Source organism: Ensifer sp. Root1252, from assembly GCF_001425885.1.
In the GTDB taxonomy this organism is placed as follows: Bacteria; Pseudomonadota; Alphaproteobacteria; order Rhizobiales; family Rhizobiaceae; genus Ensifer; species Ensifer canadensis.
On the sequence record NZ_LMDT01000023.1, the window covers coordinates 573,203 to 587,379 of the forward strand.

The 14,177-nt window shown below is 62.9% G+C and carries 14 protein-coding genes; 4 read left to right on the forward strand and 10 right to left on the reverse strand.

The features are described from left to right. Window positions 1-35: 35 nt before the first annotated feature. From ASD02_RS23765 to ASD02_RS23780, 4 genes are read left to right on the forward strand one after another with little or no spacing between them, the layout of a single operon-like run. Window positions 36-1,160: an FAD-dependent oxidoreductase gene (locus ASD02_RS23765; RefSeq protein WP_057221176.1), complete on the forward strand. Its 1,125-nt coding sequence runs from the start codon at window positions 36-38 to the stop codon at window positions 1,158-1,160. Further along, window positions 1,141-1,446 carry a (2Fe-2S)-binding protein gene (locus tag ASD02_RS37335; RefSeq protein ID WP_057206937.1) on the forward strand — a complete coding sequence of 102 codons (306 nt, stop codon included), beginning with the start codon at window positions 1,141-1,143 and terminating at the stop codon, window positions 1,444-1,446. Before ASD02_RS23765 ends, ASD02_RS37335 begins: the two co-directional genes overlap by 20 nt. After that, complete coding sequence (locus ASD02_RS23775; RefSeq protein ID WP_057221178.1) at window positions 1,443-2,957, forward strand: NAD(P)/FAD-dependent oxidoreductase; 1,515 nt, start codon at window positions 1,443-1,445, stop codon at window positions 2,955-2,957. The genes ASD02_RS37335 and ASD02_RS23775 overlap by 4 nt, the downstream gene beginning before the upstream one ends. Continuing rightward, on the forward strand, window positions 2,954-3,298 hold the full coding sequence (locus ASD02_RS23780) for a RidA family protein (protein ID WP_057221179.1): 345 nt from the start codon (window positions 2,954-2,956) through the stop codon (window positions 3,296-3,298). Before ASD02_RS23775 ends, ASD02_RS23780 begins: the two co-directional genes overlap by 4 nt. Before the next feature lie 187 nt (window positions 3,299-3,485). Here ASD02_RS23780 and ASD02_RS23785 read toward each other — a convergent pair whose 3' ends face one another. The 10 genes from ASD02_RS23785 to ASD02_RS23830 all read right to left on the reverse strand — a co-directional run bounded on the left by ASD02_RS23785 (window position 3,486) and on the right by ASD02_RS23830 (window position 13,956). Beyond that, complete coding sequence (locus tag ASD02_RS23785) at window positions 3,486-5,012, reverse strand: amidohydrolase (protein WP_057221180.1); 1,527 nt, start codon at window positions 5,010-5,012, stop codon at window positions 3,486-3,488. After that, window positions 5,009-5,947, reverse strand: a complete 939-nt coding sequence (locus tag ASD02_RS23790) for a nucleoside hydrolase (protein ID WP_057221181.1) — start codon at window positions 5,945-5,947, stop codon at window positions 5,009-5,011. Before ASD02_RS23790 ends, ASD02_RS23785 begins: the two co-directional genes overlap by 4 nt. After that, window positions 5,944-6,369 carry a VOC family protein gene (locus ASD02_RS23795; protein ID WP_057221182.1) on the reverse strand — a complete coding sequence of 142 codons (426 nt, stop codon included), beginning with the start codon at window positions 6,367-6,369 and terminating at the stop codon, window positions 5,944-5,946. The genes ASD02_RS23790 and ASD02_RS23795 overlap by 4 nt, the downstream gene beginning before the upstream one ends. A gap of 8 nt (window positions 6,370-6,377) precedes the next feature. Next, entirely contained in the window at window positions 6,378-7,271 is an 894-nt protein-coding gene (locus ASD02_RS23800; RefSeq protein WP_057221183.1) for an ABC transporter permease, read from the reverse strand. Next, window positions 7,268-8,305 carry an ABC transporter permease gene (locus ASD02_RS23805; protein WP_057221184.1) on the reverse strand — a complete coding sequence of 346 codons (1,038 nt, stop codon included), beginning with the start codon at window positions 8,303-8,305 and terminating at the stop codon, window positions 7,268-7,270. Before ASD02_RS23805 ends, ASD02_RS23800 begins: the two co-directional genes overlap by 4 nt. After that, window positions 8,302-9,882, reverse strand: coding sequence for an ATP-binding cassette domain-containing protein (locus tag ASD02_RS23810; protein ID WP_057206922.1), 1,581 nt, complete (start codon window positions 9,880-9,882; stop codon window positions 8,302-8,304). Before ASD02_RS23810 ends, ASD02_RS23805 begins: the two co-directional genes overlap by 4 nt. A 150-nt stretch (window positions 9,883-10,032) precedes the next feature. Then, on the reverse strand, window positions 10,033-11,058 hold the full coding sequence (locus tag ASD02_RS23815; protein ID WP_057221185.1) for a BMP family ABC transporter substrate-binding protein: 1,026 nt from the start codon (window positions 11,056-11,058) through the stop codon (window positions 10,033-10,035). A gap of 108 nt (window positions 11,059-11,166) precedes the next feature. After that, window positions 11,167-11,487 (reverse strand): NIPSNAP family protein, encoded by a 321-nt coding sequence (locus tag ASD02_RS23820; protein WP_057216645.1) that lies wholly within the window; start codon window positions 11,485-11,487, stop codon window positions 11,167-11,169. Window positions 11,488-11,499: 12 nt separating this feature from the next. Continuing rightward, window positions 11,500-13,125: a choline dehydrogenase gene (locus ASD02_RS23825; RefSeq protein ID WP_057221186.1), complete on the reverse strand. Its 1,626-nt coding sequence runs from the start codon at window positions 13,123-13,125 to the stop codon at window positions 11,500-11,502. A gap of 3 nt (window positions 13,126-13,128) precedes the next feature. Further along, window positions 13,129-13,956: a uracil-DNA glycosylase gene (locus tag ASD02_RS23830; RefSeq protein WP_057221187.1), complete on the reverse strand. Its 828-nt coding sequence runs from the start codon at window positions 13,954-13,956 to the stop codon at window positions 13,129-13,131. Between the last annotated feature and the right edge of the window lie 221 nt (window positions 13,957-14,177).

A 14,177-nucleotide genomic window follows, 5' to 3' on the forward strand; every position in this document is an offset into this window, starting at 1 on the left:
CGCACCCAACTCGCTGACAATATCGAGAATACTTCATGGCACTTCTGGACGAATGCGAGATGGCCGTCGTGGGCGGCGGCCTCGTCGGCGCAGCATTGGCCTGGGGCCTTGCGCGGTCCGGCACCCAAACCATGGTACTGGACGGTGAGGACCTGGATCTTAGAGCATCGCGCGCCAACTTTGCGCTGATCTGGGTGCAGGGCAAAGGTCTGGGCGCGCCGGATTATGCGCATTGGTCGAAGACTTCGGCCGAGCTCTGGCCCGAATTCGCGCAGACGCTTGCCGCCGATACCGGCATCGACGTGGCCTTGAGCCAGCGCGGCGGCTTTTCCTTCGCGCTGTCCGCAGAGGAGCTTCGAGACTGGCGGATTGAGCTCGAGACCATTGCCGCTCAATCCGCCGGAGAAACCGCCCGCTATGAGATACTCGATCCACAGGCCCTTCGTGAACGTCTTCCCTTGATCGGTCGCGGCGTCGTCGGTGCGATCTATTCGCCGACCGATGGCCATGTGAACTCGCTACGGCTCTTTCGCGCCCTTCATGCGGCCATGAAACATCGTGGCGTCGACTATCGCGCCCATCATCGTGTGGACCACATCGAACCGGTAGCGGGAGGTTTTCGCCTGACGGGCGAATGGGGTGCCGTGCGCGCGCGCCGCATCATCCTTGCCGCTGGTGTGGACAATGAGCGCCTCGCACCGATGGTCGGCCTTCGCGCGCCGCTCAAGCGCAGCAAAGGCCAGATTCTGGTGACCGAGAAATGCGCGCCGTTTTTCAGCTTTGCATCGACGACCATCCGCCAGGCCGACGAAGGTGGCGTGATGATCGGTGACAGCGAAGAGTGCACGAGCTCTGCCTTAACCACCAATCAGGACATCACCGCCGTGCTGGCAAGCCGCGCGATCCGTGTTTTCCCGACGCTGGCCGACGCCAATGTCGTCAGAAGCTGGACCGGATTTCGCGTCAAGACCCAAGACGGCTTGCCGATCTACGAACAGTCTTTGACCCATCCGGGTGCCTTCATCGCCATCTGCCATTCCGGCGTGACGCTTGCCGCCAATCATGCACTCGCCGTGGCCCCGCAAATCGCGGCGGGGACGCTCTCAAGCGCCCTGTCTCCTTTTCATTCGCGGAGGTTCGATGCTCCTAAGAACGCGTGAAATCACCGACAAACTATCCTTCACCTTCGACGGCGAGACGCACTGGGCCGAGCGCGGCGATACGCTGGCACTCGCGCTTCTGGCAGCCGGCGTCGACGTCTTCCGCAAGAGCGCCGTCGGCGGCGTCCCGCGCGCGCCCTATTGCCTGATGGGCGTCTGCTTTGAGTGCCTGGTGACGGTCGACGGTGTGCAGAACCGGCAAAGCTGCCTGATTGAAGTGCGTGAAGGCATGGTCGTTGCGAGCCAACAGGGTGCACGCACTTTGACGGAAAGAGAGTGCAAATGAGCGCACATACCGTCACCCATGCCGAGCAGTTGGCGGCACGTTACGATCTCGTGGTCGTCGGTGCCGGCCCCGGGGGTCTCTCGGCCGCGATAGAAGCCTCGACCGCCGGGGCTCGCGTGCTCGTCGTTGACGAAAATCCCGCCCTCGGCGGGCAGATCTATCGCGCAATCACCCGCAACACGCCAGAGCGGCAGCCGTTCCTCGGCGAGGACTACTGGAAGGGCCGTTCGATCACTGCGGCCTTCCTTGATGCGGCGGTGGATTACGCACCATCGACCACGGTCTGGGATCTTGTGCCTGCCGTTGGAGCCAGGCCCTGCGATAACGCAGTGGTGGGTCTGACGATCGGCGGGACGACCCGCAGGATTGAGGCGCGCGCCGTCATCCTTGCAACCGGCGCCATGGAGCGGCCGATGCCGGTGTCGGGCTGGACGCTGCCCGGCGTGATGACCGCGGGTGCGGCGCAGATTGCACTCAAATCCATCACGGGCATCCCGAAGGGCAGGACCGTTCTGGCCGGTTGCGGCCCCCTTCTCTATCTGCTCGCAGCGCAACTGCTTGATGCCGGCGCAGATATAACCGCTCTCGTCGACACCACCGACAAACGACAGCGGCTACCGGCGCTGCGCCATCTGCCGGACTTCCTGCGCTCACCCTATGTCGCAAAGGGACTGGCTCTTCTCATCAAGGTCCGCAGGCGCATACGGATTATCTCGAACGTCTCGCAGCTGTCGATCAACGGCACAGACAAAGCGCAAGGCGTGGCCTTTCGCGCCGGCGGTCGCCAACAAACGATTGCCGCCGACTGCGTGCTCCTGCACCAGGGGGTCATTCCGAACATTAACCTTGCAAGCGCTGCCGGTTGCGCAATCGAATGGAACGATCGGCAGCGCGCCTTCCAGCCGCAGACGGATCGCCAGGGACGCACGACCGCCACGGGGATTTTCGTTGCCGGCGATGGCGCCTTCATCGGTGGGGCCCAGCATGCCGCGGTCAGCGGACGGATCGCAGCGCATGCCGCCCTGTCCGACCTTGGCCTGCGCATACAAAGCGGGGCAGACGATAGGGCCATTCAGCTGGAAGCGGAGCGTCAGACATATCTTCGCGGCAGAGACTTTCTCGATGTGTTTTATCGACCGGCGCAGCAATTTCGAGCACCGCAGGATGAAGCCACCATCGTCTGCCGCTGTGAAGAGGTGAGCGCCGCAGTGCTGCGCCAGGCGATCGCCCTTGGCCCACCGGGCCCAAACCAACTCAAGACGTTCACGCGTTGCGGCATGGGGCCCTGTCAGGGGCGCCTCTGCGCCTCCACCGTCACGGAGATGATGGCGGCGGAACGAGGCATCAGCCCAAGCGAGATCGGCACTTATCGCCTGCGCGCACCGGTCAAGCCGATTCGCCTTAGCGAACTCGCGGCCCTTCCCCAAACCCGAGATGCGGTGATCGCCGTGACCGGCCGCGTCCCCGAGGAACCGACAACGTTACAAACAAAGAAAGGCAATGCCCCATGACCAAACGCCACCTCCCCACCCCGATCATGCATCGTGTCGTCGAGCACAATGGCCTTGTGTTCGTCGGTGGCACGACCTGCGACGACGAAAGCCTCGACATGGCGGGACAGACCGAGGAGATCCTCGCGAAGATCGAGAGCTATCTAGCACAAGCCGGGTCGGACAAGACAAAGCTGCTGTCAGCAACGATCTTCATCACCGACATGAACCTCAAGCCGGAGATGGATGCGGTCTGGAAGAAATGGCTGGCACCGGAGACGTTCCCGGTACGGGCAACCGTCGGCGTCGCTGATCTCGGCGGCGACACCAAGATCGAGATCGTGGTGACGGCACATCGGTAATCCATCCGGCCTTCTTCACACTCCGGGGTCCGTCAAACCGATAAGGCGGACCCGACGCCATGATGGCAATCATCGCCACGTGCCGGGCGGAAAGAACCGTTTTTCATCAAGAACAAAATCCGCCGGGACACGCGACTTCTCGTCAACGGCGATGCCACCTCGAGATCATCCGGCACAAGCAAACGGTTCAAGACTTGAGGCGCAAGTCAGCAGTGTCTCCCTGATAACGATTGAGCCCGATGTCCACCTGGGTCGCCCTGCGATGGATTTCGGCCATGACCGGCTCGAATATCTTGTTGCGGCGCTCGAGGTCGGCATGTTCGGCAAGGTAAGCCGGTACCAGTTCGGCAATCTCATCGAAGACGGATTGTTCGTCGATCGTGGTCAGACGCCCATCCTGCACCACGATCCGGCCAGCGACCATCACGGTCTCGATCGAGGAGCCGTTTTCCGAGTAAACCAGATGCTTTGCGACATCGTTGAGGGGCGTGAAGGGATAGCTGCTGAGATCAAGGATCAGGAGATCGGCGGCCTTGCCGACCTCGATCGAACCGGTCACCTGTTCCAGCAACGCCGTCTTCGCGCCGCCGATGGTCGCCATGGCGAGAATCTCGTCCGCCGCCACCCACCTTTCGTAATCAGGCCCGGCGGCGCTGTGGACGAGGCCGGTGACGCGCATGACATCGAAAATGCGCGCTGTGTCGTTCGAAGAGACGCCGTCCGTACCAAGGCCGATCGTCACCCCGGCATCGAGCAGCCGGCGGATCGGAGCGATACCGGCCCCGAGCTTCAGGTTCGAGACGGCGTTGTGGGCGACCGAGACACCTGCCTCGCCCATCAGTCGCATGTCCTCGTCGCTCACCCAGACCGAATGCGCGATTGTTGTATTGCGCTTCAACAGACCGAGATCGTGCATGTAGGCAATCAGGGATTTGCCATGCAGCATGTGGCCGGTCACGGCCTGGGTCTTGGTCTCCAGAATATGCGTATGGAACGGAACGTGCTTTTCGACCGCAAGGTCCATGCAGGCCGCCATGAGGTCCGGCGAGCAGCGCTGCGGTGCGGAGGGGGCAATCATGAAATGCAGCCGGCCCGATTTGCCGTGCAGGCTGGTGAAGGCCGACCTACAATAGTCGATATAGGCATCCGCCGTCAGCGGCGGGCCAAAATCGAGAAGGGCCTGCAACTCGGGCGGCATCACCTCGCGCGCAAAGGGCAGCGCATCGAGTGTGTGGACGTTCATCACGGCGCTCGAGACATTGGCGCGAATGCCGGCATCGTTATAAGCGCGAAAGACGGTTGAAAGGCGATCGAGATCGTGCCGGGGCGGATCAAAGAAATCGTCGCAGAAGGTGGTGACGCCATTGCGCAGCGATTCCATGGCCAAGAGCAGGCTGCGCAGATAAAGCAGCCGTTCGCCGATCGGGTCGTTCATGAGCAGCGGATAGGCATAGAGCAGCCAGATTTCGAGCGGCATGCGCTCGTAGCGGCCCCGAAGGAAGGTCTCGCTGGAATGGGTGTGGGCGTTCACAAGCCCGGGCATCACCAGCTTGCCCCGTCCCTCGATGATATGTGCGCCAGGGCCGGCCGAGAGGCCGTCACCGATGGCCTTGATGGTCTCGCCCTCAATCAGGACGTCGCCGGCAAATGGCGCTGCGCCCTGGCTGCCATCCATCGCCGCGATCGTCGCGTTGCGGATCAGGATTTCACTCATGGCAGGTTTTCCAGTGAATTCAGGAGAAGATCATAATAGGCGACTGGGTCGCCGTCCGTGACATAGAAGACATTCTTCGGCCGGTCGGTGATCTGCCACCAGTCGGCAACCGTCATGCCAGATGTCAGCGTGCCGTTGAGTTCGACGGAGACGTTGATCTGCCGTCCTGAAAACATCTGCGGCGCCAGCATGAAGGCCGGCACGCACGGCCCATGCAGCGGCGCACCTTCCCAGCCGTATTTCCTGAGGTCGAAGGCTTCGGAGAATTCCAGCATTTCGGCCGTCGCCACACCGCAGCGGTTTCCAAGTGCCCGCATGGCGCCGAGACGCTCCGGCGTCGAGCGCATCCTGTGCGTCACGTCAAGCGGCAGGAGCGTGGTCCTGATGCCGGCCCTCAGCACGATGTCAGCGGCCTCGGGATCGACATAGCAGTTGAATTCCGCCGTCGGCGTGATGTTGCCAACTTCGAAATAGGCGCCGAGCATGGCGACGACCTCGTGGATCTTGCTGGCAATGTCGGGTGCCTTGCGCAAGGCCATGGCGAGATTGGTCACCGGCGACAGCGAGCATATGGTGATCTCGCGGGGATGGGCGCGCACGGTATCAATAATGAAATCGACGCCGTGCTTTTCCTGCGGCCCGATCTTCGGCTGCGGCAGGTCCGGGCCGTCAAGACCGGTCGGGCCATGGACGTGCTCGGCCATAACAAGCGGACGGATGATCGGGTGCGGGCAACCGGAAAAGACGGGAATATCCGGCCGACCGGCCAGTTCCATCAGCTTCAGGCAGTTGGCGATCGTGTAATCGAGGTTGATGTTACCGGCCGTGGCGACCAGCCCGAGAACGTCGAAGGCCCGTCGCTGGCCGAGGATCATCAGGATGGCAGCCGCCTGGTCCTGACCAGGATCGGTGAGGATGATAAGCTTGCGTGTCATGCCGTCACCTTGCCGGGAGCGCCACCATCGAGCCACGCGTAAAGCTCCCAGGTCTCGCCATCGGGTCCGTGGAAATAGAGGCACCGGGCGTTCCACGGGTAGTCGGCCGGAGGATTTATCAAGGTCACGCCGTCTTTTGCGAGATCCGCATAAAGGACATCGATATCCGCGGGACTGTCGAGCCGTACCGCCACGAGCACCGCCGATGCCGATCCCTTGGGCACGTGTACATCGGTATGCCTCTCGATATGCGACCGCTCCCACAGCGCCAGCGTCAGCCCCGCACCGGTGAAATCGGCAAAGCCGGGTGCGCGGTGCTTCAGTTCGAAGCCGAGCTTCTGCGTATAGAAGCGGATCGACGCATCGAGGTCGGTGACCAGGATGCAGACATCCTGGATCGGATGGCGTTGCGCGAACGTCATGGTGCCCCCTATTGATCCTTGAGTTCGGCGAAGGAGCTGGCGGCCTTCGCACCGCCGCGCAGCTTGCCGGAAAGCCAGACGCCGAAGACGGTCGCGAGATAGGGCAACGCCTGCAAGAGGTCGTGCGGGATCTTGTCGCCGAACATGAGCTGCGCCCGGATTCCGAGCGCGCCGACGACGGCGAAGAAGAGCGCGGCGAAGGTGGCCCCCACCGGATGGGAAGCGCCGAAGATGACCGCGGCGAAAGCCATGAAGCCGCGGCCGGCCGTCATGCCCTGGGCGAAGAATTGCAGGCTGCCGGCGGCAAGTTCGGCCCCACCGATCGCGCATAGCGCCCCGCCAATCGCCAACGCCACGAGGCGCATGCGCGAGGGGTTGGCCCCGACGCTGCGGGCAGCGAAGGGATGCTCGCCACAGGCGGCGAGCCGGAGACCGAAGCGCGTGCGACGCAGCAGCACCCACATGCCGAAGACCACGAACGGCATGGCGGCGACCGCGATCGACAGCACGCCATAGGCTCCGAAGGTGGGCCCGAGCTTCGGAATGCCGAACGGTGCGGTCACGCTCGCCTGGCTTCCGAAGATCGACTGAACGGCGAGCGCCGTGCCACCGACGCCAAGGCCCGTCAGGCCGAGGCCGGCGATGATCGGATTGGCCTTGAGCCTGTCGATGACGAACCAGAGGAGGACGGAGGCGAGCACGCAGATGAGGATGGCGATGAGCATGGCAGCGAGGATGGAATTGGTCAGGATGATGCCGACGATCGTGGCGCAGGCACCGATGATCATCAGGCCTTCGAGACCGAGGTTCCACACCCCTGCCCGCTGCGCAATGACGCCGGCGAGGGTGACATAGATCAGCGGCGTACCGGAACGCAGGATGGCGATGATGATCTCGTTCATGATGGGCGCCCTCCGAGACGCAGCACCTTGTCGACGAACTTCGACCTTGCCGTGATGAACAGCGCGATCGCCGCATTGATGATGTCGATCGCGGCGGCCGGCAGCCCGGCCATGATCGGCAGATAAAGCGCCGCCGAGGCAAGGCCGCCGAAGAACACCGCCGCCGCCGCAGTGCCGACCACGGAGAGATTGGCGACAAGCGCGATCAGGATCGCCGTGAAGCCGTGGGCAGGCAGGAACCCGGATGCGATGCGGCCGTTCGGCCCCATGAACTCGATGGTTCCGGCGAGACCCGCCAGTGCGCCCGAGATGATGAAGCTCGAAAGACCCAGTTTCCACAGCCGCGCGCCCTGCCACTCCACCATCGTGCCGTTGCGGCCGGCAAGGCTCGCAAGAACCCCGAAGGCCGTGCGGTTGACCAGGAGCCACAACAAAATGCCGACGCCTGCCGCGATGGCGATGATGGTTGGGGACAGGCCGAGCGAGTCCGAGATGCGGTAGGCCGCGTCGAGCGGGCGACTTGATGCCTGCTGACCGGACCCCGAAGGATCCTTGAGTGGTCCCGAAGTGACATAGACCAGAAGCAGGCCGGCCATGAAGTTGCCCATCAGCGTGGTGATCACCTCGTCAGTACCAGACCGTAATCTCAGGAGCCCCGGCCAGAGCGCCCAGAGGGCGCCGCCCAGCATGCCGGCGATGATGAGCGCCGGGATAACGAGGAAAGCCGGCCCGCCCTTGAACGCCTCGGCGGCGAAGGCGGCGCAGATCGCCCCGACATAGAACTGGCCCTGGGCGCCGATGTTGAAGAAACCCGCCCGGAAGGAAATCCCGACGCCTACGGCCGTGACGAACAGTGGCAGCGCCCATCTGAGGCTCTGTTCGATCGCACCGCTGCGCAGGAAGGCGCCATCGACTACCGCCCAGAGCATGGCCCCCGCGTTGTAGCCGGCAAACTGGAACACCAGAGAGCACAGGATGAGCGCGAAGGCCACGAAGATCAGGCTGCGGGCAACCGTGATGAAACTGTCTTTCATGCGCTTACCCTCGCAGCCGCATCGGTCATGGCTGCGCCCACCGACGCGATGTCGAAGGGCGCGCGGAATTCGCCGTTCACACGCCCCGACAGCATCACCACCACACGGTCGGAGATGTCGAACAGCTCGTCGAGATCAGATGAAATCAAAAGGATGGCGGCACCGCGATCGCGCGCCTGCCGGAGCGCCTGCCACACGAAGGCGGTGGCACCGATGTCGAGACCACGCGTCGGCTGAGCCGCGATGATCAGCCTGGCATCGCGATCGACCTCGCGCGCAAGGATCACCTTCTGGGCATTGCCACCCGACAAGGACCCCGCCTTCTGCGCTGAATTGTGGTAGTGGACACTCCATTCCCTAAGCGACCGGTCGCAGGCTTCGCGCACCGCAGAGGGGCGGATCACCTTGAGCAGGCTTCCCTGCAGCAACTCCCTTGCGCTCCAGTTCTGCCAGAGCGAACTCGTGAGGCTGAGGCCTTCGACGTTGCGCTCGAAGGGAATGATCCGAAGACCAATCGCGCGACGGGCGGCGAGCGGTTTGCCGGTCACGTCATGGCCTGCAAGCACGATCGATCCGCCGGCAAGATCGGCAAGGGCGGAAATCGCTCGCACCAGTGTCTTCTGTCCGTTACCCTCCACGCCGGCTATGCCGACGATTTCGCCTGGGCGAATGTCCAGATCGATGCCATCGAGCGCGATGCCCTCACTGTCCGGCCGTGTCGAGACGGTCTTCATGGACAGCACGCTCGGACCTCTAGCGTTCTCCGGATGACCTGCGCCCTCGCCTGCGGGCGATTTCGACCCGACCAGCGCGTCACGCTCATGCCGGTCGAGCGTCTTGGCAATCGCATCACCGACGATCAGGTTGGCGAGCCTCTCGGCCGAAACCTCGGCGATCGGAAGCGGTCCCTCGACCTTTCGGCCGCCGCGCAACACCGTTACCGTGTCGGCGATACCGAGCACCTCACGGATCTTGTGCAGGATCAGGATGACGGTAACGCCGCGCTCCTTGAGACGACGGACGCGAGCAAACAGCATGTCTATGCCGGAAGGTGAGAGCACGGCGGTCGGCTCATCGAGAATGAGCACGCGCGCATCCATGACAAGCGCCCTTGCGATCTCGATGCCCTGCTGGGTCTCGATCGGCAGATCGCGGATCCGCCTGTTCAGATCAACTTGGACATCGAGACCGGCAAGATGCGTCCGCCATTTTTCCGCGAGCGCCTTGCGGCTGTAGATTCCGCCTTTGCCAGTGGCGCCGAACTCCATGGTCTCGGCAACGGTAAAGGACGGCGGCAGGGCAAAGCTCTGATGAACCAGCTCAACGCCCGCAGCCCGGCTCTGGCTGACCTGGCCGGTGCGGATTTCCTGGCCCATCACGTCGACCGCGCCGGCGGTCGGCTGAACAAGTCCCGCAGCGACGCGGGCGAAAGTTGTCTTGCCGGCGCCGTTCTGGCCCACGACCGCGTGGATCTGGCCGGGAACAAACGAAACGGCAACGTCCGACAGTGCAGTCACGTCTCCGAATTTCACGGTGACATCCCGGCACTCCAGCGCAGGCTTCGGAAGGTTGGACATCAAAAGGTTCCCATCGAGAGCGAAGGCTCACGGACCGTCAACAGGAAGGAAGACGATCCGCGAGCGTCCAGCGGCCCTCCCCGAAGGCAAAGGCCGATGCCGGTTTTTCGTCAAGGCTCCGGTGCCGACCCTGCGGCCGGCGCCGGAGGCTCAGAGTGTGGTGTTGAATGGAACCTTGATGGAGCCATCAAGAATACCGGCACGCGCCTTTTCGACCTCGACAAGCGCTTCCTTCGCCCTGGCATTCAGCTCAGCCGGCCCCTGTTCCGCGAAGACCGGCGAGGGAATGAAGTCGATGACGCCGGTGCCAAGGCCCGTATGCTCGTGCGTGCCGCCCTTCCATTCAGGACCGACGGCCTTCGTTGCCTCGTTGTAGAGCGAGACGCCGAAATCGAGGCCGACGATGGAGATAAGCGACTTCGGACCGAGTGCGTACTGTCCCGGAGCAAGGCAGCTCACCATGCGGCCTTCCTTTTCGTTGGCTGCGGCGATAATGCCGCCGTCGGTGGCCGCCGCGTCCGTCTGAATGTAGTCGATGCCGTCATTGTACATCTGGGTAGCGATTTCCTGGCCCTTTGCAGGATCCTGGAACGAGCCGGCAAAAGCGGCGATGACGCTGGCGTCCGGCTTGATCGAGTGGACGCCGGCTTTGAACGCGTTGAAATCGGCGTTGAGCGGCGGGATCGAAACACCTCCGATGAAGCCTGTCTTGCCCGTCGTTGTCATCTGGGCCGCAAAGACGCCAGAGAGATAGCAGCCGAGATAGTAGTCGTAGGACACCGTCACCACGTTCGGGATCGCCGGCTCGAAGGGGTCGGCGAACAGCTGGATCCATTTGGTACCGGGATAGGACGGCGCCAGCGCCTTGAAGGGCTCGGCCACTTCGTTGAAGGTGGAGATGATGATCGCAGCACCTGCGTCGCCGAGCGTGCGGTAGATGGTCTCGTAGGTCGCGGGGTCCTGCGCGTAGACGGCGCGGTATTCAAAACCCTTCTCTTCCGACAGCTGCTTGAGCTTGGCGATCATCTGATCGACCGGGCCGTTGTCGCCGGCGGCCTGCGTGTGGACCAGTGCGACCAGCCCGCCGGACGCCATGGCAAATTCGGGCACGATGCTGGCGGCAAGACCGAGCGCTGCGACGCCCGCGCTCGCCTGCAGGAATGTGCGACGGTGCATTATGTGTTGCGAAGCCTTGTCAGTCATGATTGTTCCCTCTTTTGTTGATTGTCTTGTGTCATGCGCATTCCGACACGCGCGGGCAATGCCGACGCGTGCCTGGTCGTCTCAAAGCGGCGGCGAATAGGATGCAGGGTTCATGATCATCACCTCCTGCTTCTGGATCGCATCGAGCGCCCAGACCTCGGAGATGAATTTTTGCCAATCCGGATCGGCGTACATGGCCGACCGGCGCGCCTCGCGATCCGCAAGGCTGTCGTAGGCCCACATCAGAACGGTGGTGTGAAGCGTACCGAGTTCCGAAACGTAGAGGCCGACGAACGTGTTGAGATGGCGTTTCTGCACCGGGAGGCCGTCGGCCTCGTATTTCTTCATCCACTTGTCGACCGTGCCTGGTTTGAACGTATAGGTGCGGTGTTCGAGGATCATCGGATCACTCCCTTAGCTGTTCAGGATCAATTCGGCGCATTTCTCGCCGATCATGATGGCGGGCGCGTTGGTGTTGCCGCTCGAGATGATTGGCATGATCGAGGCGTCGGCGACACGCAGACCCCCAATGCCGTGCACCTTGAGCTGCGCATCCACCACCGCCATGGGATCGTTGCCCATCTTGGCGGTGCCAACAGGATGGAACGTCGTCATGGCCGTTGCGCGCAGCCAGCGGGTCAGCCCGGCATCGTCGAGCGCTTCCGGCCCGGGCGCCAGTTCCTTGCCGCGAAAGCGGTCGAATGCCTTCTGGCCGACGATGTCGCGCGTCAGCCGGATGCCGTCAATCATCGTGCGGATGTCAAAATCGGACTGGAGGTAGTTCGCCTGGATCTTCGGCTTGTCGGTCGGGTTCGCCGACCGCAGCGTAATTTCGCCGCGGCTCGCCGGATTGACGGGTCCGACGCGGATTGTGAAGCCGTGATCGGCCTCCACCGCCCGCTTCTTGGCGAAGGGATTGGGGAAATGCAGGTTGGCGGTCTTTTCCAGCGCTGGCATGAAATGCAGCTGGATATCGGGCGAGACGAGGCCGTCGTTCGAGCGAATGAAGGCACCCGCCTCGTAGGGAAACGTCGTCGTGACGCCCTCGCCAAACAGCATTCCTTGTGCGACGGCGGGAATGAGCTTGTCGGCGCGCAGGTCGCCGAACAGCGTCACCGGCTCGCGGCATTCCCAGCTCATGACGCAGTCGACGTGGTCCTGGAGGTTCTTGCCGACACCGGGAAGATCGAGCGTCGGCTTGATGCCGAGCGCACTCAGTTCGTCTGCCGGCCCGATGCCGGACAGCAGCAGCGCCTTGGGCGAATTGACCACGCCTGCCGACAGGATGACTTCGCGCCCGGCACGCGCGATGCCCGGCCTGCCATCCTTCAAATATCCGACGCCGCATGCTCGGCCACCCTCGATGAGGACACGCGTCGTTTCGGCGCCCGTCAGCACGGTAAGGTTCTTTCGTCCGAGCGCCGGGCGCAGAAATGCCCAGGATGTGGACCAGCGCTTGCCCTTGCGAATGGTGAAATCGTAGCGGCCGAACCCTTCCTGGGTGGCGCCGTTGAAGTCGTCATTCTCTGGATAGCCGGCCTGCAGGCCCGCCTCGCAGAACACGTCCATCAGCGGATTGTGGCCACGGGCACGGCAGACGGTGAGTTCGCCGTCCGTGCTGTGAAACGCGTCATCGCGCTCGATGTGCGTCTCAGAGCGCCGGAAAGCCGGCAGCACGTCTTCATAGGACCAGCCGGGTGAACCGAGCTGCGCCCAGCGATCATAGTCGTGGCGATTGCCGCGCACGTAGATCATGCCGTTGATGGTCGAGGTCCCGCCGAGAACCTTGCCGCGCGGCCAATAGAGAGAGCGGCCGTTGAGATAGGGCTCCGGTTCCGTGTGATAGTGCCAGTTGTAGATGCCCGAATGGAAGAGCTTGCCCATCAGCATCGGTAACCGAAAAAGCGGATTGCGGTCCTTGCCACCAGCCTCGATCAAAAGCACGCGGTTGGCCGGGTTCTTCGACAGGCGGTTCGCAAGAACGCAACCGGCCGAACCCGCGCCAACGATGATAAAGTCATATTCCGGGGTAGACGCCATGGTTCACCATGCGATGGGACGGCCGCCCATCGCCTCCAGATAGAGATTGCAGAGAAGGAAGGGATTCTCCCGGCCAAGCACCTTGTCGGCGAAAGCGGGATGCTCTCGCTCGATGCAGGCGACATTGCCGGTGCGGCCCTCGCGAATGCCGGTTTGGGCGAAGATATCGGCCGCAGCCGCACCGAAACCGAGAAAGACGATCGGTTCGCCCCGCGCCAGAAGCATTTCGACCACACGCAGCATCAAGGGCCGCCAGAACGGAAGATGTCCGCGCGACTGATGCGGATCGATATCGACGCGAAAGCGGGAAAGCGTCAGGGATGCGTTGAGCAGCAGCACGCCCTCGCCCACCCAGCGGTCGGCGATTGCGTCTGGCGCCTCGAACGCGCCGGCAGGGTCGCACAACAGGCGCCGCACATCGGGCCAGCGACCGAAGTCTTCGCTAAGGCTCTCGTCACCGAGCCGCGCGGCCGCGATGAGCTGCATATAGGCGCGGATGCTCTTCGAGAACATCTTGTCCAGCTCGACCCACGCGGCAAGATTGCCGGCCTCGAAGGCTCGGCCCGTTGCGAAACCTGGCTCCGGATAGGGATCCTGACCGAGGATCATGCAGCGCACGCCGTCGGGAGCGATCCCATCGAAGGCCGCAAGAGCATGCGCACCCTTCGGCTGCCCGGGAAAGGTCTTGCCGCGACGCGCGGGAAAAATCGGCTCCCAGGATTCGAACTCGAGACCGGCATCGACCCGATCGAAATCATCGCCGATGGGTCCGAGCGCATCCTGCCAGACATCAGGCAGATCGGCCTCCCAGCCGGCCAGCGTTTCCGCCATCGCCTCTCTCAGTCGTCCCGACATCACGCCGCCCCTCCAACCTGCTGAACGAGAGACTAGACAAAAGCTGACCAAAGTGTCAACTTTCATGAACGCAAAAAATGACTAGGTCGTCAGGTTTTTTTGACCAGATCGTCAACTTTTTTTGCAAAGGGCGATGCGCTTGCATTTTGCCGGAAAACTCGGAAATTGCGGAAACGGTCTCGCCGCCACGCATGATT